This is a genomic window from Formosa sejongensis (genome assembly GCF_033447105.1).
GTDB lineage: Bacteria > Bacteroidota > Bacteroidia > Flavobacteriales > Flavobacteriaceae > Formosa.
Map to the genome: position 1 here is coordinate 25,891 of NZ_JAWQUN010000018.1, position 26,059 is coordinate 51,949.

General features: G+C 33.1%; 14 protein-coding genes. 8 read left to right on the top strand and 6 right to left on the bottom strand.

Going from position 1 to position 26,059, the window contains the following annotated elements; translation table 11 throughout:
- Positions 1-7: 7 nt before the first annotated feature.
- The 3 genes from R6X41_RS14935 to R6X41_RS14945 all read right to left on the bottom strand — a co-directional run bounded on the left by R6X41_RS14935 (position 8) and on the right by R6X41_RS14945 (position 4,345).
- Positions 8-1,474, bottom strand: coding sequence for an arylsulfatase (locus R6X41_RS14935; RefSeq protein WP_318501148.1), 1,467 nt, complete (start codon positions 1,472-1,474; stop codon positions 8-10).
- 8 nt (positions 1,475-1,482) lie between these two features.
- Positions 1,483-3,021 (bottom strand): sulfatase family protein, encoded by a 1,539-nt coding sequence (locus R6X41_RS14940; protein ID WP_318501149.1) that lies wholly within the window; start codon positions 3,019-3,021, stop codon positions 1,483-1,485.
- A gap of 142 nt (positions 3,022-3,163) precedes the next feature.
- Positions 3,164-4,345, bottom strand: a complete 1,182-nt coding sequence (locus R6X41_RS14945; protein ID WP_318501150.1) for a putative glycoside hydrolase — start codon at positions 4,343-4,345, stop codon at positions 3,164-3,166.
- A gap of 719 nt (positions 4,346-5,064) precedes the next feature.
- On the opposite strand from R6X41_RS14945, the gene R6X41_RS14950 reads away from it, so the two are divergent.
- The 5 genes from R6X41_RS14950 (at position 5,065) to R6X41_RS14970 (ending at position 13,667) form a co-directional block, all read left to right on the top strand.
- Complete coding sequence (locus tag R6X41_RS14950; protein ID WP_318501151.1) at positions 5,065-8,193, top strand: SusC/RagA family TonB-linked outer membrane protein; 3,129 nt, start codon at positions 5,065-5,067, stop codon at positions 8,191-8,193.
- Positions 8,194-8,220: 27 nt separating this feature from the next.
- Entirely contained in the window at positions 8,221-9,894 is a 1,674-nt protein-coding gene (locus tag R6X41_RS14955; RefSeq protein WP_318501152.1) for a RagB/SusD family nutrient uptake outer membrane protein, read from the top strand.
- A gap of 515 nt (positions 9,895-10,409) precedes the next feature.
- Positions 10,410-12,212 (top strand): alpha-L-fucosidase, encoded by a 1,803-nt coding sequence (locus R6X41_RS14960; RefSeq protein WP_318501153.1) that lies wholly within the window; start codon positions 10,410-10,412, stop codon positions 12,210-12,212.
- Positions 12,213-12,379: 167 nt separating this feature from the next.
- Complete coding sequence (locus tag R6X41_RS14965; RefSeq protein WP_318501154.1) at positions 12,380-13,246, top strand: hypothetical protein; 867 nt, start codon at positions 12,380-12,382, stop codon at positions 13,244-13,246.
- A gap of 220 nt (positions 13,247-13,466) precedes the next feature.
- Positions 13,467-13,667, top strand: a complete 201-nt coding sequence (locus tag R6X41_RS14970) for a hypothetical protein (protein WP_318501155.1) — start codon at positions 13,467-13,469, stop codon at positions 13,665-13,667.
- Between the two features lie 332 nt (positions 13,668-13,999).
- On the opposite strand, the gene R6X41_RS14975 is transcribed toward R6X41_RS14970, so the two are convergent.
- Positions 14,000-14,794 (bottom strand): T9SS type A sorting domain-containing protein, encoded by a 795-nt coding sequence (locus R6X41_RS14975; RefSeq protein ID WP_318501156.1) that lies wholly within the window; start codon positions 14,792-14,794, stop codon positions 14,000-14,002.
- Between the two features lie 400 nt (positions 14,795-15,194).
- Between R6X41_RS14975 and R6X41_RS14980 the strand changes: the two genes are divergently transcribed.
- Positions 15,195-16,418: a putative glycoside hydrolase gene (locus tag R6X41_RS14980; RefSeq protein WP_318501157.1), complete on the top strand. Its 1,224-nt coding sequence runs from the start codon at positions 15,195-15,197 to the stop codon at positions 16,416-16,418.
- Positions 16,419-16,882: 464 nt separating this feature from the next.
- Here the strand turns inward: R6X41_RS14980 and R6X41_RS14985 are convergent, their stop codons facing one another.
- Together R6X41_RS14985 and R6X41_RS14990 are read right to left on the bottom strand one after the other, a co-directional pair.
- Positions 16,883-19,480 carry a glycosyl hydrolase family 95 catalytic domain-containing protein gene (locus tag R6X41_RS14985; RefSeq protein ID WP_318501158.1) on the bottom strand — a complete coding sequence of 866 codons (2,598 nt, stop codon included), beginning with the start codon at positions 19,478-19,480 and terminating at the stop codon, positions 16,883-16,885.
- 5 nt (positions 19,481-19,485) lie between these two features.
- The gene (locus R6X41_RS14990; protein ID WP_318501159.1) at positions 19,486-21,708 is read right to left on the bottom strand and encodes a sialate O-acetylesterase; all 2,223 of its coding nucleotides are present in this window, start codon (positions 21,706-21,708) and stop codon (positions 19,486-19,488) included.
- A 714-nt stretch (positions 21,709-22,422) separates the two neighbouring features.
- Here R6X41_RS14990 and R6X41_RS14995 point away from each other — a divergent pair.
- Both R6X41_RS14995 and R6X41_RS15000 read left to right on the top strand, forming a co-directional pair.
- Positions 22,423-24,054, top strand: coding sequence for an outer membrane protein assembly factor BamB family protein (locus tag R6X41_RS14995; RefSeq protein ID WP_318501160.1), 1,632 nt, complete (start codon positions 22,423-22,425; stop codon positions 24,052-24,054).
- A gap of 155 nt (positions 24,055-24,209) precedes the next feature.
- Positions 24,210-26,036, top strand: a complete 1,827-nt coding sequence (locus tag R6X41_RS15000; protein WP_318501161.1) for an arylsulfatase — start codon at positions 24,210-24,212, stop codon at positions 26,034-26,036.
- Positions 26,037-26,059 lie beyond the last annotated feature (23 nt).

The window sequence follows — 26,059 nt, forward strand, 5'->3', positions numbered from 1 at the left end:
TTTGTTTTTAATAAAGTTCTGGATTCCATTCAGGGATTCCCTTTTCTTTAAGTTGTTTATTGTATCTTAAATGGAGGGGATGTTGCTTTACTTTGTCAAGGTTTTCATTGACCATAAGCGGTATTGTTTCATTCCACCAAAAGTCATAGTGTGTTCTGAATTTCTGAATGATTTCTGGATGTTGTAGAGAAACATCTGTTGTTTCAGATGGGTCATTGCTTATATCATATAATTGTTCATTATTTATAAATCGCCATTGTTGGCTTCTTACAGCCATTTTGGAATATTTGGCTTCATCAACTTTACCAGCATCCCATCTGCCACAGTGGACGAATAGTTCACGGTCTGTCCATTCGGCTTTTGGGTTTTCCAATAATGGAATTAAGGAACGACCATCAATGTTTTGCATATCTTTTGGAAGTTTTGCACCAGCTAATTCCGTAAAGGTTTTATAAAGGTCAATATGTGCCGTAAGGGCGTTTATATCAACATTTTCTTTTAAAATGTTTTTCCAATACCAAAAAGCAGGGACATGCGTACCTCCTTCAAAAGAAGAATTTTTGCCTCCTCTTAGATTAGCATTAAAGTGCCTAACTTTTTCACCATTTAGTGTACCGCCTAAATGTGTGGCGCCATTATCGGTCATAAAAATAACTAAGGTATTATCTAAGGCATTCCATTTTTTGAGGTGTTCCATCAAGTTACCAAAGTTATCATCAATATTTTCAATCATACCATACCTTCCGGCGGTGCCTTCATCATAACCCATTTCCAAGAATCGTTTCTTATATTTTTTAGGCGCAATAAGAGGTGCATGAGGTGCGTTAAGGGCAATATAAGTGAAGTAAGTGTGTTTTGCATCAATTTGCTTTTTGGTCCAAGATAATCCGGCGTCGAAAAACAAATCTGTGCAAAAGCCTTTTGTTTTTACAATGGTCTCATTATGCAGTAAAACATTATCAAAATAGGTGTTTTCATCATTTGGAGGAAAATCTCCTAAATTTACTTGTCCTATACCTCCAGAACCATGTATTAAAACCTCATCAAAACCTCGGTTATTAGGTAAATAGATATCTTCATCTCCCAAATGCCATTTTCCGAAAATCCCCGTTTGATAGCCTGCAGATTGTAAAGCTTGTGGCATTGTAAATACATCTAAAGCCATACGTTCTCTTTGAAGAATAGTATGTGTAACACCGTTCCTAAACTCATGCCTGCCACTCATTAATGCGGCTCTTGTAGGGGCGCATGTAGGGCTTACATGAAATTCTGTAAAACGTGTAGATTTTTTGAAAAAAGCATCAATATTTGGAGTTTTAACTATTTCATTCCCCATACATGAGAGATCGCCCATACCTTGGTCATCTGTCATGACTAAAATGATATTTGGTCTGCTGTTTTTTAAAGACTGAGCATTAATGGATACGTTTTGTAAACCTAACAAGACACATAATATAATGATGTTTTTTTTCATATCGATTTTTATTGTAATACAGGTGGTGGCACATTATTCATAAAATTATCAAACGCTTTGGATACATCAATTGGGTCCTCCATTTCCTTCTGCATCATTTGAAATTCTTTTAATAATTCTTTTAAAAGTGCTTCATGCTTTTCTTTGTTTTCTGCTAAGTCTATTTTCTCTGAAGGATCATTTTTAATATCATAAAGCCTTACCATATTAGCAGTTGGATAAATAATTAATTTATACTGTTTTGTTCTATACATTCTTTGTGTTCCAAAGTAGGCTCCGTATACTGCTTCATAATTACTTTTATTTGTTTTACCTGTAGCTAATGGTAATAATGTATTGAAATCTACTTGAGCTGGTTTTTCTACTTCTGCTATATCTAAAGCTGTGGCCATAACGTCTTGTAGATAAACAAAAGCATCAATTGTTTTATTTTTAGGGATGTCAGGACCGGTTATTAAAAGGGGTACTCGCATACTAGAATCATACATATTCTGTTTGCCCATAAAGCCATGGTCTCCAAGAGCTAATCCATGGTCGGCAGTGAAAATCACATAGGTGTTATCAGCTTTACCAGAAGCTTCCAAAGCATCTAAAACACGTCCGATTTGCTCATCCATGTGTGTAATTATCGCATAATATTCCTGTCTATTCACTTTTACAGAATGTTCAGTTCTAGGGAACGGCGCTAGCATTTCATCCCGTAGTTTTCTGCCTGCTCCAGCATATTCATTATATGGGTATTCTGGAATAAAATTCTCAGGGACTTTAATACTATCAATAGGATACATGTCCACAAATCGTTTTGGTGATTGACGCGGATCATGTGGTGAATTGAAAGCTAGATACATGAAAAATGGTTTGTCGATAGTTTTGGCATTTTCAATAAATGAAACCCCATCGTCTCCTACAATTTCGCTCCAATGTTTGCCTCCTTCCCAGTAGCCTCCAAATTTTTCATCATATGGAGACCAAATGTCTTCCTTATTCTCATCAAATGTACGCTGATATCTTGTTTTGCTTTGCTTTGGCATGCCGCCTCTAACATGTGATGTATGATCAAAAATATGTTCTGGATTGACCTCTCCAACATGCCATTTTCCTGTCATGTAAGTTTCGTATCCCGCTTCTTTCATAAAATGAGGCCAATATTTTTCAGGTGCTTTAAACGGAATAGTAGCGGGCTGCCCAATTTTGGGAGCGTTAGGATCTTTAGTATTTCTTCCGCTTTTAGAGTAAGAAGCCGCATCCCAAAGAAAGCCTCCTGTTAGAAGCATCGTTCTACTTGCCACACATACAGCGGCAGCAAAAGAACCTTGGTTAAAGGTGTTTGAAAAATTAGTACCTTTTTCGACCAATCTGTCTAAATTGGGTGTTTGAATAGGGATATCGTGAAGTGCTCCAATACTTTCAAACATTTGATCGTCAGCAAAAATGAAAACTATGTTTGGTTTTTCCTGTTTTTGTTCAATTGATTTTTCTTTAATATCCTTACACGATAATAAAAGTGTTAATGACAAAAAAGCAAGAATTAGAGGGTGTGATTTCATAAGTTTAATTAAAATATGGATAATATTATAGATTAATACATTAATTGGTTAAATCGAAAATCAATCGTTTTGTATCTAAATTAATCAATCGTATTATTTAAAAATTGATTTAGATTATTTTAAGGTTTTTAAAACCACGATTTTATTTCCAAGTTAATGTTGCTTTTTTATGTTCAATATCTAGCCAAACATCAAGATGCTCAAACGATCTAGTATATATGTATCCTTTTTTGCTAGCGTAACCTTTAGGTGCTCCTAATTTTTTTGTGTATTGAGGAAATGTTTTTAACCACACAGCTGAATTTTCAGAAGCATAGCCGTCATGCGGATATATATAGCTGTATTTTTCTGCACAGACTAAAAAAATGGCTAATAGATAGTCTATGCGCTCATTTAGTTGTTCATCTAATTTTACTCTATTTCTTTGGTCGTCAAACCCTATTTCAGAGTTTTCTGCCGCTTCACCAATGCCCAATGACATGGCGATAATTTTACCATCTCTTGCTGCTTTTTGAACCGCCTTGATACCTTTGGCAAGATAGTCAGCATAAGTCATTCCGAAATTTTCATGTTCAAACCCTTCAATATAAGAGCCGTCAAAAAAGTGAAGGTATTCTAATCCTTCTTCTTTAAATTCAGGTCTTACGCGAATAATATTTGCAATAAGTAAATTGTTTTTATCTAATCGATTTTGTAATTCGGTCATCATAGATAAATAGCTATCATAAATGGTTTTTTGTTTTTCAGTATTTACACGGCTATTAAAAAAAGCAGGAACAAGAACCTTTAAATTGGCATCTAAAAAAACACCATCAATAGAAGGATTGTTAACAACCTTTGTAACATGATTCAGCCAATAATTTTTAACGGGTTCTTTAGAAATATCAAAAAAACCAGTTCTCTTATTCGGCATTAATGCTTTTTCGTTTTTATTATTTGTTAGAATGGCATCTGGATTATCCTTAAGAAACAGTTCATCTTCCTCATAAGTCGGCCAATTGATAACTACATTTTTATAGTATAGTATTTTAGCATTTGGATTTATTTTTTTTACTGCTTCTGCAGCTTTAATAGTCCCAGTTTCGGTTGAACCAAATGTTTTATTACCAGTGGTTTTTTCGAATGTGATTAATGGATGTTTAGCTATAAACTTTATTTCATCATTAGTGAACGCTGTTGCTTTTCTTATGTGCATATAAAGGGGTATGGTATTCCAAGAAAATTCGGGGTAATTACTTTGGCTATTTTTTTCTTTTATAACTATTTGTGCATCTGAAGAAAATGCAGTTGCAGTAATAAAAGCTATTAAAATAAGACTTTTCATGGTGGTTATATTTGAGTCGAATTTAAAATTCAATTGTAGATTGATGTTGTAAATGCATAGGGCTTTTAATATTGGTAATAAAATAAGTAAGATGAATAAAAAACGTTGTTATTAAATAATAGTGATAATAATGAGCATAGAGCAAATTTAAAATCTTAATATGTATTCATGCCACTCTAATCAACCATTAACTTGCTGTAATCTTTCAAAAGCAATTGTGGAGTTAATTCTATCTAGCGAATATTGAATATATAGGTTAAAATGTTTTATCTGCTGCATCCTTTTATTTGTAATAATTTAAAAGACAACAATTCTTTTTTCTGGACGATACTGAGTAATAGGTTTTAGGGGTATTCTCAAATTTATAATTTATAAATTCAGTTTTTGTTTTGCTCGTATTAATGTGTCTTTTGCTTAAATCTATCATAACCCTCAAAAAACTTTCATTTATATAGGTTTAGATTGATTTTTAGTCCGTACATGGATTAGTATATTTTGCGTGTTGTAGTGCTTTTTGTTGTCGTACAACGTGGTTTTTTAGAAACTATAAAATTCAATCTGATTGAAATAAGCAACAACCTGCATGATTAGAGCGAGCTAAAAGGCATTAAATTCTCTTATTTTGCAACAGTATTATTCTTGTTTGTTTAACATTGAGAATGATCAAAACAGATTAACAACTGCTAACTAATTTTAATACAAACTAAATTGAATTATTTATGAAAAAACTATGCACATTTATTTTACTCGTCTTCTCGAGTTTGCTTTATGCCCAAAATACTGGTATATCAGGTACAATAAAAGATAATACTGGGATGCCTTTGGCAGGAGCAACCGTAATACTAAAAGGAACCGCAAAAGGTGCTGTTACTGATTTTGATGGAGAATTTACGATTGATGTACCAGACCCGATAGCCTCTAAAAAGTTGGAGATATCTTTTATAGGATATAAAGGTCAAACGGTTACCCTTAATGATAAAACACGATTATACCTAACTCTAGAGCCTGATAACGAATCTTTAGATGAGATTGTTGTAGTAGGATATGGAACAGTGAAGAAAAGTGATTTAACGGGTTCTGTATCGACAATTAAAGCAGAAGAGATTGCTGTTAATGGCGCTGTAGGTCTTGGTCCGGCTTTAGCAGGACGTGCACCAGGGGTTTTAGTAACATCCAATTCTGGCGAGCCAGGTTCTGGGGCTTCCATTAGGATTAGGGCTGTTAGTTCTTTGAATGGTAGTGAGCCATTGTATGTTATTGATGGTATACCTATGGATAATACCAATACTGAATCATTATCAAGTAACTTTCAAAGTGATCAAGTGAGTCCATTATCAATGATCAATCCTGCAGATGTAGAATCTGTTGAAATCCTTAAGGATGCTTCTTCTACTGCAATATATGGTTCTAGAGGAGCTAACGGTGTTGTGTTGATTACCACTAAAAAAGGGAAGACGGGTAAAGGCGTTATCACTATTTTACAAGAATTTGGTATTACTGAGGTTGCCAATTATATAGACATAATGGATGGTAATGAATACTATCAAATGGGTAGAGAGGCTTATGTAAATGCTGGAAATATCCTTTCTGCAGATATGGTAGTTAAATTAGATTCTGCTAGAGCAGGGCAGTTAAGAAGTACTGATTGGCAAAAATCGATTATGCAAACTGGATATACATCTAATACAGATGTTAGTTTTAGTGGAGGTAATGAAGATGTTAGGTATTTAATGTCGACTAACTACTTAGATGTAGAAGGTGTTATACCAGGCTCGGGCATTAAGCGTGCGTCTACGAGGGTTAATGTTACTGGAAATATGTCTAAAAAATTTAAAGTTACAACTAATATAAATTATACTCAAACAGAATCTGGTCAAACAAATAATGCTGCCGCAAGTAGAGCGCTTAGAGTGTCTCCTCTTAATGGCGCTTCTGATTATGATGATGGAACAGATGAAACGCTTTTGACTCCTGCAACACAAATATCATCTCTTGAAGTTACTAATTTAATGACTCAGTTTTTAGGAAGCTTAACGGCAGAGTACGATTTTACCGACTACTTATCATTTAAAATGGCTTTATCGCATCAAAATAGAAATTCTGCTCAACGCTACTATCAGTATAACAGGTTACCTGAAAATGCAGCAGATGGTGGAAGAGCAAGAACAAGTGATAATAGAACAACAGCATCTACCATTACAAATACCTTAAACTTTAATAAAAACTTTGGTAAAAGTAATTTAAATGCCGTTTTGGGTCAGTCCACAGAAGATCGTGAAACAGAAGGTATTCGTGTTTCTAATTTTGGCTTTGCTAATGATTTATTAACGTGGTATGATCCAGGAGCAGCTACATTCTATGATCCAGATCAAGTTAGTTATATCGAGACTAAATTACTTTCTTTTTTTGGTAGAGTTAACTATTCTATAAACAATAAGTATTTGTTTACATTAACAGGTCGTTATGATGGGGCGTCCAAATTTGCTGAAAATAAAAAGTGGGCATTTTTTCCTGCAGCAGCTTTTGCTTATAAGATTTCTAATGAAAATTTCATGAAAGAAATAGAGGCGATATCAGAAATGAAATTACGCTTAAGTTATGGAACTTCTGGTAACCAGGCTATAGCACCTTACAAGTCTTTAGATCAATATGAAAGTAATTTAGTAGGTTTTAATGAACAAACGTTTGCTGTTTATTATCAAAATCAACTACCAAGTCCAGATTTAACTTGGGAGACTACTACACAACTAGATGTGGGAATGGATTTTGGGTTTTTGAAAAATAAGTTTACCCTTTCTTTAGATTATTATAGAAAAGTAACGGATGACCTTTTATTTCCTGGAATTGATATTCCTGTTCAATCTGGGCAGTATACTAAAACACAAAACTATGGATCATTGGAAACCAATGGTTTTGAGGTCGCTTTTAATGCACGTATTATTAGTACTAATAAATTTACTTGGACATTAAATGGTAACCTTTCTACAGGTAAAACTAAGGTTAAAGATATGGCAGCAGATTATCTTTTTAGCGGTTGGGATCCTGGATTCATTTCTGGAGGGACACAACGTTTAATTATAGGCGAAGAAGTAGGTACATTTTTTGGTTATAAAACAGATGGAATTTCACAGTTTGATGATTTTGTAGAGTTTCAAGGGGTTTCTGATGAAGATCGTATCGCTGTTTATAATGCCAATCCTGCTGCTAATTATACTTATGTAGACGGTTATAATCGTGGTTACTCAGCAACAGGTAGACAACGTCCAGGGGAACAACTTTATGAAGATGTTACAGAGGATGGCACTATTACTGGTGATGACAGAAGAGTTATAGGACAGGCGCAACCAGATCTTACTTTCGGGATAAATAATTCATTCACCTTTGGAGGAGGTTTCGATTTTAGTTTCTTTATAGATTCTCAGTTAAATAAGGATTTAGTTTTGGTTCAAAATTATGGTTTATTAGACTTTAATGGAAGCCAAGGTTTAGACGTTGTACTTAATAGATGGACACCAGAAAATCCAAGTACGACATATCCAACAATGAATTCAGGTAATGGAAATGTTAACGTTAACCTGTTTAGTGATAGGATTATTGAAGATGGGTCATTTGTTCGTTTACAGAATATTACTCTAGGTTTTAGTTTTCCAAACGACCTTACTAATAAATTGAAAATTAGCAGTTTAAGGGTGTACGCGTCAGCTACAAATATAGCTATGTGGACAAACTATACAGGGTATAGCCCAGATGTATCTTTAAACGGTTCTTCTGCCACAAACCTAGGTCATGACAATGCAAGATATCCTGCGTCCCGTCTTATTAGAATGGGAGTGAATTTAAAATTTTAAAAATTGAGAACTTAAAAAAATAGAAAGATGAATATAAAATTAAAAATAGGCTTTTTACTTCTTATAGCGGTAATGAGTATATCATGTGAAGAATACCTCGTTGAAGAACCACCAACATTCATTTCAGCTAGTAATTATTGGCAAAATGAAGGCGATGCAAGAACGGGTGTAGATGGTGTTTATAAAAGTATGCTAGAGGTTCATAACAGATGGTGGCCAGTAGTTGATGCCTATACAGATGATCAAGTGAGTAGAAGTGCAGGTGGTGTTACTAATGCTTTTGGAACCCATACTGTAACACCTTCTGATAGATTTTTTGAACAGTTTAATGTATATCATCTTTGGTGGATTGGTATCGGTAGAGCAAATAATGTGTTAAAGTTTGTACCGGATATTGACATGGATGAAACAGAAAAGAATATGATTTTAGGTGAAGCAAGAGGACTAAGAGCTTACTACTATTATCAACTGGTAAGAGCTTTTGGAGATCAGCCTATAATTCTTGATGCTACGGTTAGTGATGCTGATTATAGCAAGCCTAGAAGTAGTGTTGATGATATTTATAATGAAATTATTATACCAGATCTTCAATATGCAGAAGAATGGTGTAGCGATGGATTGCATGATGGCCATATTACAAAATGGACTGCTAAACTCCTTTTATCAGAAGTTTATTTAACACGTGCGGGACATAGAAGAACCTCACAGGGAGAATTTGTTCAAGGTGATGCCGCTAATTTTGCATTAGCTAGAGATAAAGCTAAAGAGATTATTGATAACTCACCGCACGCATTAAACTTGATTGGTAAAGGAAATACACCAGCATTTGGTATGGCTTGGGATGATAGTAATCCCTTCACAAATGAATCTATGCTTGAATTATCTTATGTGCAAGTACAGTCTCTAGGAAATTGGTTATCTCGTGAGAGTAATGGTGTTGTTGGTGCTCAAGGTTATTGGGGAGAAAATGCTAATGCCACACCTTTAGTAGACGAAGGTTGGCCTGGTGATTTAAGAACAGAAAAGGATACTCATCCTGATGGATTATTTTTCCCAGGGAATCCACCAGGTGCAGGAACGTATTTAGTTACCCCAGATCTTTATGATGCATTTGAAGATGGTGATGAAAGGCTTTGGAGTATTATGACAAGATATGATTCCCCTTCAGGGAAACCTTATCTTTGCCAGCCTACTTTTAGAAAAAATATAGATATAGAATATTACCTTGGTTCAGAAGGTACCAATTTTCAATACACCAATGCAAACATTATACTTTATAGATATGCAGATGCTTTGCTAATTTATGCCGAAGCACAAAACGAAGCAGATGGAGCTCCAAATGCGGAGGCCTATGCTGCAGTTAATGCGCTTAGAAATAGAGCTAGCTTAGATGATTTAACTGCTGGTTTATCACAAATGGATTTCAGAACGGCCGTTTGGCAAGAAAGACGTGTAGAGCTTAATTCAGAATGTAAACGTAAGTTTGATTTGATAAGAACAAACAGGCTAGTTGCCGAGACGACAGATATTAATCTAGATTGGACTGCTGAACAAGGCTCTTTATTTGATTATAGAAACTGTTATACTGCTTTTTATAATAACAGACCAGTATGGCCAGATAATGAGTGGTTATTCCCAATTCCACAATCCCAAATGGATTTGAATTTAGTCAATGGCTGGGAACAAAATGCAGGGTATTAAATTAATTAAAAAAAAATCAGTTATGTTTTTAAAGTTTGTAAAAACATAACTGATTAAATAAATATTAATTAGAAATCAAGAGAAACTCGTGGAATACTCTTCTTATATTTTTAGAAGTCGTTTTATTATAGGCGGAATAAATCGTCTATAGTTAGGGCTTTTAAATTTGGTAGACACAAGCATATTTGTGTGTTAATTTGCTAGTAAAACTGTGAGTGCGAAAAAATCATGTGTTAGCTAAGAAGTATTCTTAATATGCTCAGTTTTTATTAATAGGTTCTTAACCATGAGAATATTGATTTATCTAAAAACCAATACCAGTATGAGCATAGCTTTAATAGCCTAAATGTTGGTGTATTTAAACAATATAAAAATATTGGTAAAATGTGATGTACTCTAGAGGTATTTAGGGTATGATTTTTTTGGATTAATATTTTTAAAGAGAATTCAATAATAATAACAATAATGAGTCTTTTATGTAAATCAAAGATTATTAAAATATCTACTTATAAAAAATGAATAATAGAAAATTAAATACATTCTCACTCTTTTTTTTAGCAGTTACATTGCTTTGTAACCCCTTGTTTTCCCAAGAAAAAGATGAAAAAGGAATGGAAGAAATGTGGGGAGACAATCAAGTAAAAGTTGATGCTTTAAAAAATGGTAAAGGTAAACTGTTTGATGAAGGTAATTTTGCAATGTTTATTCATTGGGGGCTTTTTTCAAATTTAGGAGGTGTATGGGAAGATAAAACCTATTATGGTATAGGAGAATGGATTATGAATCCCAGAGTAGCTAATATTCCACCCAAAGAATATATGGCAGCAGCCAAAAATTTTAATCCTACTGGATTTGACGCAAAAAAAATAGCAAAACTTGCTAAGGATGCCGGTATGAAATATATTGTTATAACCAGTAAGCATCATGAGGGATTTGCAATGTTCGATTCTAAAGTAAGTGACTTTGACATTGTTGATTCTACACCATTTGCAAGAGACCCTATGCATGAACTATCTGAAGCTTGTCATGAATTAGGTTTAGGGTTTGGTTTTTATTATTCTCATTATCAAGATTGGACAACTCCAGGAGGAGGGAATGGTCCGGATGTCGATGACGAAGGAAATAAGGTTGAATTTAAAGATTATTTCTATAATAAATGCAAGCCACAAGTAAAGGAAATTTGTACAAATTATGGACAAATTGATTTCGTTTGGTTTGATACTCCTGGTGATATGCCAAAAGAATATGTAGTTGAACTAGCAGAGATGGTACGTGAATTACAACCAGAAGCTATGATGGGTAGTCGTATTGGACACGGTATGGGTGATTATTCTAGCAATGGTGATATGGAAGTACCTACACAAAATATTCCAGGACTTTGGGAAACTGTTGATACTAATAATGATTCTTGGTCATACGCTTGGTACGACAACAATTTTAAAAGCGCTAAAGAAATACTAACTAGACTTATTGAAACTGTTGGACGTGGTGGTACTTATATGTTTAATGTTGGTCCAGATGGTAACGGTGTAGTGCCTCAGATGGGAGTGGAGTTTTTAGAAGAAGCAGGAACATGGCTTAAAAAATACCCACAAGTTGTTTATGCTGCGGGACCGTCTCCTTGGGGACATAAATTGCCTTGGGGCGATGTGACTACTAATGGAAACTCGTTATATCTTTCTGTTTTCGATTGGCCTAAAGATGGAAAACTGTATGTGCCAGGATTAAAAAATGATATACAATCGGTAAGTTTATTAAATGGTAATGCATCAAATAAAATTACATATTCGAAAAAACAGGATTGGATTATTTTAGATTTACCCGCTGTTGCCCCAGATAATTTAATATCTGTAATTGAAGTGAAATTAAAAACTGCCGCAGATAACATTAAAATAGATTCGTCCATTGGTATTTATCCTAATGCAGATAATATACTGCTAAGTGAATTTTCTGAAGTAAAAAATGCGGAAGAAAAAGAGGTAAGATGGATGGAGAAATTTGGTGAATGGAAACATGCATATCAAATTAGCAATTGGAAAGATAACGGAACGGCAACTTGGGAGGTAAATGTTCAAAAACCTGGGTATTACTATTTGGAATTATGTTATAGCGGTTCCGGTAGATTGGTTTGGAAAACAACAACAGACGAGGGTGTTATGGTGCAAAACCAACAGGGTGCTACTGAAAAGTATGTGTTTTATAATATGGGTATTTTAGAATTCAAAACAGCAGGAAAACATACAATAACAACATCTTTAGTTGAAGGTGATAGAGAAACATCAAGTTTAAAATCTTTGGCCTTAAAGCCAATCAAGTAGGTTTTAGAAAAAAATAGGGATACAATCATATGTGTTAAAACAAGTGATTTATTCATTTCAAAAGGTATAAAACATAATAGATAAAAGTTATGATTGATTACAGCAACATTCATAAACACGGCATCTATAATTTTATATTAAACAAATTTTAAACTAAATATATCAAAATGAAAAAAATTAAATTTTATTTAACATCATGCTTATTAATTACAGCATTAATTTCTTGTAGCAGTGATGACGACTCCACATCTATAGAACCTGATGATAATGGAATAACTGTATCTAACATAACTCTTAGTAAACAAAGTGTTTTCGTAGATGATATTATCAGCCTTGATTTTGATAGTGAAGGGCAAGAAAGTATTGAGTTAACATCAGCTCAAACGGGTATAGCTATTACATCGTTGTCTGAAACATCTTACGAAATAACTTCAAGCGGACCAGTTTCTGCATATATAGATATGACTTTTACTAGAGACACTATTACGGAAGTTCAACAGGTTTTAGTGAATTTTTTACCACATGGCGTTATTGGAAAAACGGTTGAAGCTATTGTATTAGATGATAGCAACACGAGTTATTTGTCGTTAATACATGGAGAACCTGATGGGAAAAGAATCATTAAAGAATATATTACTAACCCAGAAGATCCGACCAATGAAATATTACGTTTCTCAGAAACGTGGTATTATGCTTCTAAAGGCTTATCTTTTAATATTAGTATAGGAGGATTGGTAATTTATGCATCGTTTTATGGAGACACTTGGTCTGTGGAAACTGATGAAGGAACTGTTTTAAATGGAGTGCCATATCCATATGATATTAATGGTTTAGGAAGTTTTACAGATCCTGAAGGTATTTTAATGGATGATGTTGTTGCATCATATGGTGTTCCTGATGAGGAAAATAAAATTCCAGGAGATAATGGTATTCAAGTTTATAGTTATCCTACCGTATTTACAGCTTTTCTTTTTGATTCTGATGATGTAGAAGATTATGAAGGAAAAAAAGTTAAAGTAGTAACTGTCAATTAATCATTGAAAAATGATATAAAAAAAGCGTTTCATTTAATTATGAAACGCTTTTTTTATATGTTAAATTGAAGTTTTGAGCAATAATATGGTTGATTTGAGTAGTACTTGATAAACTTGGAATGTTAAGTTTTTTATTAACTAAATAGACCATTAGTTTTTTTTGCTTAGTGTTGATGATAAATTAAGATCATAGGAAATATGGGTTCATTAAAAAATTAAAATGAAACGCTACAGAGCATCAATATTAAACGGTTTTACTATGTTATTCATGATTCTTGTTTTTATGAGTAGTTGTTTAAAAACAACAGAAAGTAGTAAAGCAACAAGAAAAGCCAAGCTGATGCAAACTATTGAAAAATATTATAAAAAAGGAGCAATAAAAAATTATTTCTTCTTGTTAATTACACCTTTTAGTCTTTAATAATACTTTAGAAGATGTTAGTAATTCAGGATTCTAATTGAGTTATAATTTTAAGATAATTGGATAAAAACATAAAGATGTTTAATTACTTACTAGTATTAAGTTAAGCTATAGTATGCTCTGTTGATCTTTAATTTATAATCGATAATAACTTATGCGGGTATTGTAGTAAACATGCAAATAAGTCTTTTGTCTTTTATCTAACAGCGGAGTGGTCTTGTTTCTGTTATCGGACAACAATAATTAATAAACTATTTCTATAAAATGATAAAAGGGCTCTAAATATATTTAGAGCCCTTTTGTCATTTTAATTAAAATTTAGAATAATTTATTTATTCCTTAATTAATTTTATAGTTCGAGAACCAGAATCTGTATTTATATTTGCTAAATACAATCCGGATTTTAAATCACTTATATCATAATTATTTGTTGCTGATTCTAGCGTTTTAACTAATTGACCTGAAAGATTAAATATTTTAACATTATTTACATTTATTTTTGAGTTTAATTTAAAACGGTCTGTTGTAGGGTTTGGATATACTTTTATATCTTTTTTTGCAATAAAATCATTAGTTGATAAAACAACATCGGGGTTTGTTAAACGAACATTATAGAATCTTCTTCTGTAAAGGGAATTTGTGCCACCATTTCCATCACCTAAAGCAAAAGTAATCTCTTCGGTTACACCACTAGTAAACGATAAAGTACCTGGTAATGTTATTAAAAAGAAGTCAAGAGTTCCATTGCTAGAAGTCAAATATTCTGAACTTGGGTTAAGAAGAATATCTGTTGTGTTACCGTCTACAGTAATAGAAACATTACTTTCATTACCAGCCCATTGTCTAAATTCAAAAACAAGTGATGCATTTAAGTCTGCTGTAGACTGTAGTTTAAGAACTATATTACTATCTACACCTGCAATAGTTGCGTTAAATTGCTCATAATTAGTGCCAGTAGGTCCTGCACCACTTTTCGTGTAATCAGTATCTTTTACTAGTTGAATATTGGTTGCTGTAGTACCAACATCATATATTTGTTCAGAAATATTGGGTTCAACTATTCCTTGGGCAGAAAGTGTTAAGGACATAGAGATAGCAGTAATCATTAAAAGTAATTGTTTTTTCATAATAGTTGGTTTAAATTAAATTATTTAGTTAAAATTTTAAATTATATTTTAAATATAATTTCTATCACGAAGGTATTTTGATTTTGCTGTTCTTCATTGCTCAATTCAACTAATACCTTGCTCTTTTTTATCAAATTATACTTTTTTTAAGTTGCGTAAGTGATTTATAAATAAGTATATAGGTTATCTAATTATTTTAAATAAATCCATAAAGACTAAATTTCAATTAACAGAAACACTTTTTTTTTGTATCAAATTCAAGATTTGAGCAATGAAATGATTGATATAAGAATTACTTAATAAGCTTCAAAGATTAAATTTGCAATAGGTAGGAATCTTGAATATGCCTATGCGAAAATTAATATTGGACTGAAGAGTCAAAATAAAACGAATATTTAAAATGATATTAAAAAAAATAATTGCTTTATTAATAATTGTTCTGGGGGCATCATGTACTTCATCAAAGTCAATTACTCAGAAAACAACAGCTGCAAGTCTGCAGGAGGATAAAATATATTTGATAAGTGATGGGACTCCATTTAAACCTAAAGCATTCTACCCAAAGTTTAGTTGGGAGACAACTCCAGAATATATAATGTTTGGTGATGGAACTAGATTATTGACTCCTAAGGAAGTGAAAACAATAGCTGCTAAAACAGATTTTATTTGTGTTGAAAAAAATCATGCATATAGAGACTTAGAATTTGCTGAAATTGGAGCTAGAGAAGAAATCAAAAATTTTAAAGCCATAAAACCAGATATCAAAGCGCTTTATTATTTTAATTCTGCTTATGCGTGGCCATTTACATCCTACAATCAAAATTTTACTAAGGATAAAATTAAAGACTATCCAGAATTAGAAAAATTGTTGCTTCATAATAAAGAGACAGGAGAATTAGAACATAGAAATAATGTATTTAATTTTGACGTATTAAATCCTGAGTTTAGAGATTGGTGGGTAAAAACAGTTGCACAAGGGGTGAAAGATTCTGGTGCAGATGGTGTTTTTATAGATCAAATGCATGGTTTTGTTTGGAAGCGTGACTCTCAAAAGGAAGAAGTTGAAGCTAGCATGGGTGAGATGATGATGAACTTAAAAGCTGCAATAGGAACAGACAAAATTCTTTTAGGAAATAACGCATCTGCTGTAAAAGATGTTTTTCCTGCAATTGATGCGGCGATGTTTGAGCATTACAATAATAAAAAATTAAGCAAAGAAAACCTTCTTGAAGAATGGGGGGATATGTTAGCAAATGCTAAAGCAGGTAAAATGTCTATTTTTAGAATAGGTGTTGAGGCAGAAAAAGAAGAAGCAAGTCAAACATTAATAAAAGGATCAAGAGGTGTTTCTCTAGAAGAATTATCTCTTGAAAGATTAGAATATTATCAAGCATGTTTCTTAATAGGAGCACAGCCTTATTCTTATTTTCAGTACGGTTGGGGTTGGCGTTTAAATACGGGGCCTTTGGTGTATTATGCAGATTTGCATAAGTCTTTAGGAGCTCCTAAAGGAGCTTATAAGCGTGTTTCTAACAATGGTTGGGAGTTTACCCGAGAATTTGAGCATGCCAAGGTATGGGTAGATACCGAAAAAAAAGAGGCTAAAATTACCTGGTTAAAATAATAAATAAAAGAATGTTGGAGACCTGTAAGGATAGTGTCTTTTAGGAATATAAATATATGAAACTAATTTTATCATTTTTAAGTGTATTCCTATTTTTGAATACCCCAATTTTGACAGCAGAAAATAATGTTCTTGAAAAGAGGACTTGCAATAAAAAAATGGACAATTAATTGCGAGATTTAAGCAGTTACATTTCTGTTTTTTATGATTCAAAGTTAATGCTTGTAACTCTAAATCTCGCAACTTTATGTCTAGTCTAATATAGTAAGTCCACAATATTTGGTATTTTGAACTTGGCTTCTGGGTTAAGAGCACTTACATATCCAAAGCCTATGTTATCTTTATAAATGATGATGATATTTGGTGTTTCAACTGTATCTTGAACGCAAACACTACACATGAAAATTAAAACGATAAAATTTATGATGGATAGTGCCTTTTTTAATATTCATTAAAGATTAATTTTATTTAAGTTTTAATTTTATATTGATTTCCTGTCCTTTTTGTAGATTAATAAAACGGTAATCATCTCCATACTTTGATTCTTTTAAAATATCTAACTGATTAGATTCTATTTGAGAAACTTTATCAGGTAAATTTAAATCAAAACTCGTATTTCTTTCTGCATGAAGTAAAATAGTAATATACTTTTTATCTTTATCCCAAGCAACAGAAGTTCTCACTCCAACACGTGTTAGCAAATTTTGAAATGCTCCTTGGTCCCAATCGGCTGGTAATGCTGGTAAAATACGGAGCATGTTATTTGTAGAACCGCATAACATTTCGGTAATAGCAGCAGTAATCCCAAAATTGGCATCCATTTGGAATGGTGCTGTTCTACCCCATGTAAAATCAAGGGTAACTCCCATTTTTCGCCAATCGTTATGGTAGGTAAAAAAGTTTTTTCCTAAACAACTACGCATTAATATATTTAACGCTTCTTCAGCTTTATCTCCATCACCCAAACGTGCATATACGTTTGCCATGTGAGCTAAAGACCAACCTGTCTGAGATTTTAAGCCAATACGTAACCGTTTTTCAATGGCAACTTTACTTGCGTCGTAAAGTTCTGGATTAGATTCCTCCGTTATTTCATGACCTGGAAACAAGGGATAAATATGAGATTGATGTCTATGCTCATAATTATCTTCAAAATCAGGATGTATCCATTCTTTTAATGCCCCATCTTCATTAATTTGGTATTCGGGCATATCTGCCAAAAGGATTTTCCACCTTTTAACAGCTTCTTCTTCAACATCCAGAAACTCACAAGATGTAATCAAATTAGTTAAAACCTCTTTTGATATAGCAACTGCTATAGTAGAATTAATTTGAACTTTAATCCCTTCTGTTCTTCCAGTAATTGGATTTATAACATCCATATTTGCTGGTTGATTTTCAGGAGACTGGGAAGGGAAGAACATATTTTTACCGTCGGCACCTTTAACAATAAAACCTTCATAAAATAAAGCTACTTCTTTCATAAAAGGAATTGCTCTGTTTCTTAAAAAATCTTCATCACCAGTAAAAAGATAATAATCATAATAAAATGATGCCAACCAACCCGCAGCATCCGTCCAATTAACCACATGAGGTGCAGAATGGCGAAGTTTCCCAGAGTCTGGCGACATAAAAGGCGGTATGTAAATCCCCTCTGTTCCCCAAAGTTGTTTAGCATTGTATCTAAAATCATCTAAATGTGCATCAAAATAATCATAAAAAGCCATCATGGATTCTTTTAAATCACCAGGTAAACCTTGCCAATAAGTCATTTGTAAATTTTCATTAATTCCATATAAAGAACTCCATGGCGGACTGTAATCACCATTCCAAAGACCTTGAAGGTTTGCAGGATAACCTCCTGTTCTACTGCTAGAAATTAGCAAATAGCGTCCATAATCAAAAAGTTTTTGAGTCAACTCATTCGAAGGTGAGTTTTTATAAGCATCTAATAAGAGAATTTCATTAGGAGTGTCATGAGGTCCGTCTAGGTTCAAATTCACATTCACCCTATTAAATTTTTCACTATGTAATGGTTTATGTTTATTAAAAAGAACCTCATAATCACTTGTCATTTCCGCAAGCTCTTTCTTTAATCGAGATATCGCAATAGTACTTGTTTCATTCGCAAAATAACCAACTATTAAAACAACCTCATCAGCGCTATTAAAGGCTATAACACCGCTTTCATTTGCTTTATACCCTTCAGATTTCCGTTTAGAACTCACAGTTTGGTTCAAGGATTCTTGTTTACCGTTTTTAACAATTACCCTTAAAACACCTCCAAACTCACCCCCGTCGGTTCCTGTTGAATGAAATTCTACATAGCCATCTTTTGCGAAAGATTCATAACGAAACCCTGGGTCAAAAGAAACGCCATTTTGAGCAATGGCATCATTTATGTCATGGATATCCAAGGTGACTTCTCCACTAACAACATTTTTATTATCAGCTTTTATGGACATTACAGAAACGTTATCTGGTATAGAAACAAACAACCGTCTTGAAAATTGATTATCTCCATCTGTCCACTTAACCTCAATTTCTCCCGTTTCAAAATCCAATGTTCTTGAGTAATCCTCAAACATATATTCACTTTCTGTGGTCAGTAACAAATCAAAAGCGGGATGATAAATTGCATTTTTAGCAGAAAACCCTTTATCCCTTAACTTTTTTGTATAGTAGTTATTAGCTTCTAAATATTTACCTTCTAACATCAACTTTCTAACAGTAGGTAGTTCTGCAGAAACATCTGGCACATCTTCTATCTTTCCACCGTACCAAAGTTCGTTATGATTAAACAGCACTCTTTCTTCGCTTATAGAACCATAAACCAATGCGCCTATGGTTCCATTGCCTGAAGGTAAACCCTCCCTCCATTGTTCAGCAGGTGTAATCATGGTCATCCCACGTCTGTAGGTTTTATTAATTTTTTCTATGTCTGAAAGCTGTTCCGAATTGGTATTATTGTTACAACTAAATAGAATTAGCAACACGAACAATTGAGCCATTGCTCTTTTTGAAATTTTAGCTTTAAAGATTTTGCTTTTTATAAGTGTCATTATTTTTAAATTTTAATAGTGTTGCTAGTATGTTTTAGAATAAAATCTACAATGGGTTTTGGGTTTTCCAATGAATGTGGATGATGTCCAACTCCGGGTTTATGAATGATATTTAGGTCCCAACCCAAAGTCTTTAGTCTTTTTTTAAGAACTTCTGTGTTTTCTGAAACAGGAACCACGGTATCAACATCTCCAACTACAATTAGAATAGGCACCTTATTACTTGCAATATAATCCATATGGTCTATAGGGTTGCCCTTAAACAAAAGTGCTGTTTCTTCAGTGAAACCATAGGCATTTAAACAAGTTTCCCATGTTTTTGGATGTCCTTCTCCCAATCCTTTGCCTGCTGGCCAACTTTTAAAATCGCATACTGGAGCATCGCCATAAATACAAGCTATTTTTTTTGCATTTCTATTGCTCCAATTAAAAATAATCAAGCCACCTCTACTCATCCCTTCCAAAACAACTTTGCCATTTAATTGGTATTTGGTAGTTATAAATTCATAAAAACCATCCCAAATTTTGATGGCTTTATTATTTCCAAACAAGCCCGAAACATCAATATAAGCCACATGAAATCCTTTTTCTAAAAGAGCTAAATCAGTCTGTGGCTCGACATCCCAAAAACGGGCTCTCCATATCCAATCTCTATTTTTATTGGCTTTTTTGGGAAATACAACCTTAAAATTTACACCATTTAAAGTAGAGTCTAATAATTTGTAACCATGCCATTCATTATCATTAGTTTGAATTGTTTTTTTTATCTTATTTCTATCAAAACTTAAAGCTCCCAAATCATTGGCTTTTCCTCGTATCCATGGGCCTTTGTAAACATCATCTGTATTTAAATACGTTCTATTTGGTAAATAGGTTATTTCGGTAAATGGTTTTGCATCTTTAATTTGCAGCACTATTTCTTTTTCGCTATTTGTGATATTTTCCACTAAAGCACTGACTTTTTCATTATTATTTCCGTTACTGAAAAAAAATTGGTCTTTTAGATAATGAGTAGTACCATTAACTTTATATTTTTCTTCAAAATAAATGGACTGGTCAAAAGTTAAAACGATATGATTTTTATCTATGTAATAAGCGTGTTCTAATTTAGGGGGTGTGATGATTAATTTTGTTTTTTCGCCATAAAAATCTCTTGAAACTAAAGGAAATATCCGCTTTGCAAATTCAATATAGCCTTCATAGGAAAAATGGCAATTATCGTTTCCTGTAACGCCTGTGGTAGACATAATTTCAATCATATCATATTTTTCAGCTATTTGACGCTGTGTTTCCCGAAGTTCTGATTGATAATCGCCTCCACAACCTGGGTGGAGCTGAAATAGATAAATTTTTTCTAAACCTGTATAAAGTCTTTTCCAGTCAAAAAGTAGCGTGTCAAAATTTGTAGCATACAATTCTGGGTTTTTATCTTTATTGGTATTTGTTTCGCCTTGATGCCAAAAAATAGCTTTTACTTTATCTTTTAACCCTGCTTGGTCTAAGCGATAAGCTAACCTACCAAAACTGGTTTCCAACGACGGTTTTTCTGGATACAACATATTTTGCTCAATGGATGATGAACCACTGCCACCATTGACAATGCAGACAGGAACTTGGTATTTTTCAACAATCAATTTCATTAATTCCATACCCCAAACGCCAACACCAAACTTGTTTTTTTTGAACCATCCGCCAACGCCTTTCAGGTCTGGGGCATTACCGGTTGCCAATCCCCAACGCACTTTTTTATCATCATCATTGTAAGGTTCAAAACCCGTTTTAACGCCAAAACTTCTGCAAAATGGATTACTGTATGTAGATAAGCTGCTACTTGCATGCGAATTAGATTGCCCAGTAATTACGTAAACATCGCCGCAAACTATATTATCGGCGGCATAATATAAGCTGTCAATGCCTTTTTTTGTTACATATAATTCAAACTTAAATTCATGTAAACCAGAATGAATAGTGGTTGCTAGAGAGAATTCATTATTGTGGACTATAATTTCTTTGGTATCATAATGCTCATTAGATTTGAATATTTTTAGTTTGAGTTTTTCAATATTAGTTCCTACTATTATTTTTCCTGAAACTTTAACTTCAGCACTATCCAATTCATTCCTAGCATAAAGCTGGTAATCTTCTGGCACTTCTGAAAAATGAAGTTCTTGGGAAAACCCATGTAATGTTATAAATAATAAAATGATACTTGTAAAAAACGCTCTCATAATATTTATCTCGATTTTTATGATTTCTCGTTATTTGGTTAAATCACTTGCTTTATTAGCTGGTTAAATATTTTTTATTTTAGATCATTGGATTGCTTAAATGCATGTTATATTCTTAATGGAAATCATTTTTAAAGAGGGCATGCTCCTATAAAACTAAATTTCTGTTTTTTGTTCTCGAGTTAAAACTGTTTTGCATTTTAAACGTATTTTGAAGTAAAAAAGAACCAAAACAACAACAATAATATCATTGAGATTTTATCAAAAGTAAATAATATATATTATTATAATTGCATGTTTTTTTTTCTTAAAAAGAAGGCTTTAATAAAAATATGGATGGTTTATCAAGAAATTCGTGTTAATTATTTGCAAAATTAAAAATATGGGTTAAGTATTTTATTTTATGATTATCAGTGCGTTATGTGTTTTTTTTATATAAATAAAGCATATGTATGTTAATTTGAAAGTCTGTGTCAGAATGAATATGTGAATAATAAAATGTTATAATAGAGCAATATAATGATTGATAAGGGTAAAAGAATATGAAGAAATTATTCAATATTTGATTCAGCTAACCCTGTATGCAATTTATTTAAGATGTTATCAAGATTGGTATATGGATAAAGCAAATCCACCTAGGAATTTTGTGTCAATTAAAAAGCTACTTCGTAAAACAATCCTTTTTTAATTTTTCAAAATTAAAAAGAAATCAAAATGAGTTATAAGCAGATTTTAATTAAAAGTATAAAGTATATTATACTAAGCCTTATATCAATATTGAACTTAGGCGCACAAGAAAAAGAAGATTTTTTGTATAACTTATCTAAGCAGTGGCCAATGGCTTCTGGCCCCAACGGTAACTGGACACTGAAAACGGAAAACACTATTCCTACAGCGTGGAGTGTTAGTAATAATCAAAATGTTTTATGGAAAACAAAACTTCCAGAAGGAGGGCAAAGTGGCATTGCAGTATGGGGTAATAAGTTGTTTTTAACAATAAACAAACCTTTACCAGAAGGAACTCTTATTGAGAATACGGAGGGGTCAGATATTATTGGTTACTGTTTAAATACGAATACTGGAAAAGTTGAATGGACTTTAGATATTCCTAGTCCAAAAAAAATGCCGTATTCCGGACTGTTTTCCGATAATTCTACACCAACACCAATTACAAACGGAAAACATGTTTGGTTTATCAATGCAGGTGGGTTGATAGTATGTAGCGATATGGATGGCAACACTATTTGGAAACGTCCTTTTGAATCTAGAATGCGTCATGCAGCAAAACAGTGTGAGCCTATTATGATTGATAATCAATTGTTATATGTAATGATGCGAGATTCAGGTGATACATTACGTAAGCCAATGAAGGCTCTTCAATCTGGAAATAAAACAGACCCTGAGTTATGGCCATGGACTTTTATTAGAGCTTTTGATGCAGACACTGGAACCCCGTTATGGGTAGAATCAACAGGGACATCCGTTCATAATACGCCACAAATAGGATATATTGATAATAAACCTGCTATATTTCATTTAAGAGGCGGAGGGCATACTCCTCCAGAAACTCCCTATGGCTTTAATATGTCATGGGCGTCTGGGAAAAAAGCTGGAGAAAGTATTTGGAGTTATAAAACAAAAAATATATTCGCCTATACAGTAACATATTTTGATGAAAATTTTGCTTATGGTATTGATGATGGTTGTTTGTTGAAATTTAATTCTAAAACAGGAGTGTTATTAAATCGTTTTCAATTATTTGATCAAGTTGAAATTCATAAGTGGAATACTTCTAAAAATAAATACGAAACTTACCATAATGTATCGTTCGATTTAATAATTGATAAATATCGAAAGATACCAACAAATGAAACTACTATATTAATTGGAAAATATTTCTTGTTTATGACTCATGAAGGACATTGTATTGGTAGAGTAGACACCGAAACGGGTAAGGTTGTGTATATACAGGTGCCTATTCAAATAGCGAGAAATTCAAAAAATAAGGATGATATATTATGGAATACTCATATACCGAGTGATGGGATCAATTCTAGAGGTGTAAAAACAGGTATGGATAAGCGAGCACAACGAGATGGATGGGGCCATGTTACTTCTGGTAATCCTATCGCAATTAATAATTATGTGTTTTTTTCTACCATGATAGGGATGACTTACGTAATAGATTCCCAACAGGAAACATTTGATGATTCTGCGCTTATTTCGATTAATGATTTAGGTCCAGCAGGATCTACATGGAGTTTGAGTACTCTAAGTTATTCACAAGAAAAAATATTTCATCGAGGGTTGAAACAAGTGGTATGCATAAAAAAAATAACAGATTGAATAATTACTTTTAGAAGCTAAGAAATTAAAATGATGAATGAATAAGCCTATGAAATAATAAAATGTAACAATAGAGCAATATAATGATTGATATGGGAAAAGGAATATGACGTAATTATCTAATATTTGATTGGGCTAAACGTGATACAATTTATATGGAAAAAATCAACATAACAAAATCATTCAAAATCACAAAACTTTTTAAAATTAGTTTTCTAAGTTGTCTTTTCGTGTTAACGTCTAATATTAAATTATTAGCTCAAACTTCAAAACAAAAACCAAATATTGTAATCGTAATTACAGACGACCAAGGTAAGAATGATTTAGGTTGCATGGGGAATCCTTACATTAAAACACCCAACATCGATAATTTTTACAAACAGTCTGTGCGTTTTACGGATTATCACGTATCTACTACTTGTGCGCCAACGCGTGGTGCTATTATGACGGGTAGGCACAGTAATAGAATAAATGTATTCCATACCATTACTGGTCGTTCACTACTCTTCGAAGATGAGGTTACTATGCCGCAAGTATTTGCTCAAAATGGTTATACCAATGGTCTGTTTGGTAAATGGCATTTAGGTGATAATTATCCGTTTCGTCCAGAAGACAGAGGGTTCCATGAAGTCGTGCGACACGGTGGCGGAGGTATTACTCAAGGACCAGATTATTGGTTGAATGATTATTTTGATGATACTTATTGGCATAACAGCAAACTTCAAAAGTATAAAGGCTATTGTACGGATGTGTTTTTCAACGAAGCATTAAATTTCATCGAAGAAAATAAAGAAAAACCATTTTTCTGTTACATCTCTACCAACGCACCACATGCACCATATAATGTTCCAAAAGAATACTATGATATCTACAAGAACTATAGTGAAGAAGAGTTACCCGATAGATTTAAAAGATTCTATGGAATGATTACAAATATTGATGATAACTTTAAAATATTACAGGATAAACTAGATGCTTTAAATTTAACCGATAATACCATTCTTATTTTTACAACGGATAACGGAACAGCCGGAGGAAACCGTATTTATGATGCTGGATTAAAAGGTTCTAAAGGTAGTGAATATGAAGGAGGACATCGCGTACCTCTTTTCATTCGATGGCCTAATGGACAACTCACCGGAGGAAAAGATATTGATAATTTAGTTGCTGCTTACGATTTACTACCAACATTTGTTGACCTTTTAGGGCTTGATTATAATGCTGTAAAACCGTTGGATGGGATGAGTTTAAAACCATTGTTGGAAAACAAAACTGAAGATTGGCCAAATAGAACACTCTACATAGATACGCAAAGATTACAAAACTTGGTCAAATATAAAAAGTACTCTGTTATGGATGATGATTGGCGACTTGTAAACGGAAATGAGCTCTACAACATGAACACTGATAAAGGGCAAACCAAAAATGTTTTTGGTCAGCACCCAGAAGTGGCAGAGAAACTTGCTTTAGGTTACGAAAAATGGTGGCAATCATTTATGGATGAAGAGGTGAATGAACGATACGCATATATAAAAGTAGGTGCTCCAAAAGAAAACCCAAGCCGAATTTCGGCACACGATTTAATGACGGGTAAGCACGGGAGTGTCCATCATCAAATTGGAGCAGCCAAAGGAGCTCAAGCTTCAGGAAGATGGAAAATTGAGTTTGTTGAAGATGGCGAATATAAAATCAGTTTATGCCGTTTTCCAAGGGAAAGTGGATTGGAAATTAATGCCACATTTCCAGAACAAACTAAAACTTTTGAATTGGATTGGGTTATACCAGCAAGTACTAAAAACGATTTTAAGGAGGCGTATCTTTATGTGGCTGACTTAAGCGGAACGAAAAAAATTACAGAAAATCAAAAAGAGGTAACCTTTACAGGATTTATTCCAAAAGGAAAATACGATTTAGAGGCTCAATTAATTGATAAAGATGATAGAGTGCACCCGCCTTATTATATGTATATCGAGAAATTGTAAAAGCCTTAAAAAAATATAAAAGA

Bases quoted from the DNA above. Each gene is read 5' to 3' on its own strand.
- R6X41_RS14935 (WP_318501148.1), bottom strand. From the start codon at position 1,474: ATGAAAAAAAACATCATTATATTATGTGTCTTGTTAGGTTTACAAAAC.
- R6X41_RS14940 (WP_318501149.1), bottom strand. From the start codon at position 3,021: ATGAAATCACACCCTCTAATTCTTGCTTTTTTGTCATTAACACTTTTA.
- R6X41_RS14945 (WP_318501150.1), bottom strand. From the start codon at position 4,345: ATGAAAAGTCTTATTTTAATAGCTTTTATTACTGCAACTGCATTTTCT.
- R6X41_RS14950 (WP_318501151.1), top strand. From the start codon at position 5,065: ATGAAAAAACTATGCACATTTATTTTACTCGTCTTCTCGAGTTTGCTT.
- R6X41_RS14955 (WP_318501152.1), top strand. From the start codon at position 8,221: ATGAATATAAAATTAAAAATAGGCTTTTTACTTCTTATAGCGGTAATG.
- R6X41_RS14960 (WP_318501153.1), top strand. From the start codon at position 10,410: ATGAATAATAGAAAATTAAATACATTCTCACTCTTTTTTTTAGCAGTT.
- R6X41_RS14965 (WP_318501154.1), top strand. From the start codon at position 12,380: ATGAAAAAAATTAAATTTTATTTAACATCATGCTTATTAATTACAGCA.
- R6X41_RS14970 (WP_318501155.1), top strand. From the start codon at position 13,467: ATGAAACGCTACAGAGCATCAATATTAAACGGTTTTACTATGTTATTC.
- R6X41_RS14975 (WP_318501156.1), bottom strand. From the start codon at position 14,794: ATGAAAAAACAATTACTTTTAATGATTACTGCTATCTCTATGTCCTTA.
- R6X41_RS14980 (WP_318501157.1), top strand. From the start codon at position 15,195: ATGATATTAAAAAAAATAATTGCTTTATTAATAATTGTTCTGGGGGCA.
- R6X41_RS14985 (WP_318501158.1), bottom strand. From the start codon at position 19,480: ATGACACTTATAAAAAGCAAAATCTTTAAAGCTAAAATTTCAAAAAGA.
- R6X41_RS14990 (WP_318501159.1), bottom strand. From the start codon at position 21,708: ATGAGAGCGTTTTTTACAAGTATCATTTTATTATTTATAACATTACAT.
- R6X41_RS14995 (WP_318501160.1), top strand. From the start codon at position 22,423: ATGAGTTATAAGCAGATTTTAATTAAAAGTATAAAGTATATTATACTA.
- R6X41_RS15000 (WP_318501161.1), top strand. From the start codon at position 24,210: ATGGAAAAAATCAACATAACAAAATCATTCAAAATCACAAAACTTTTT.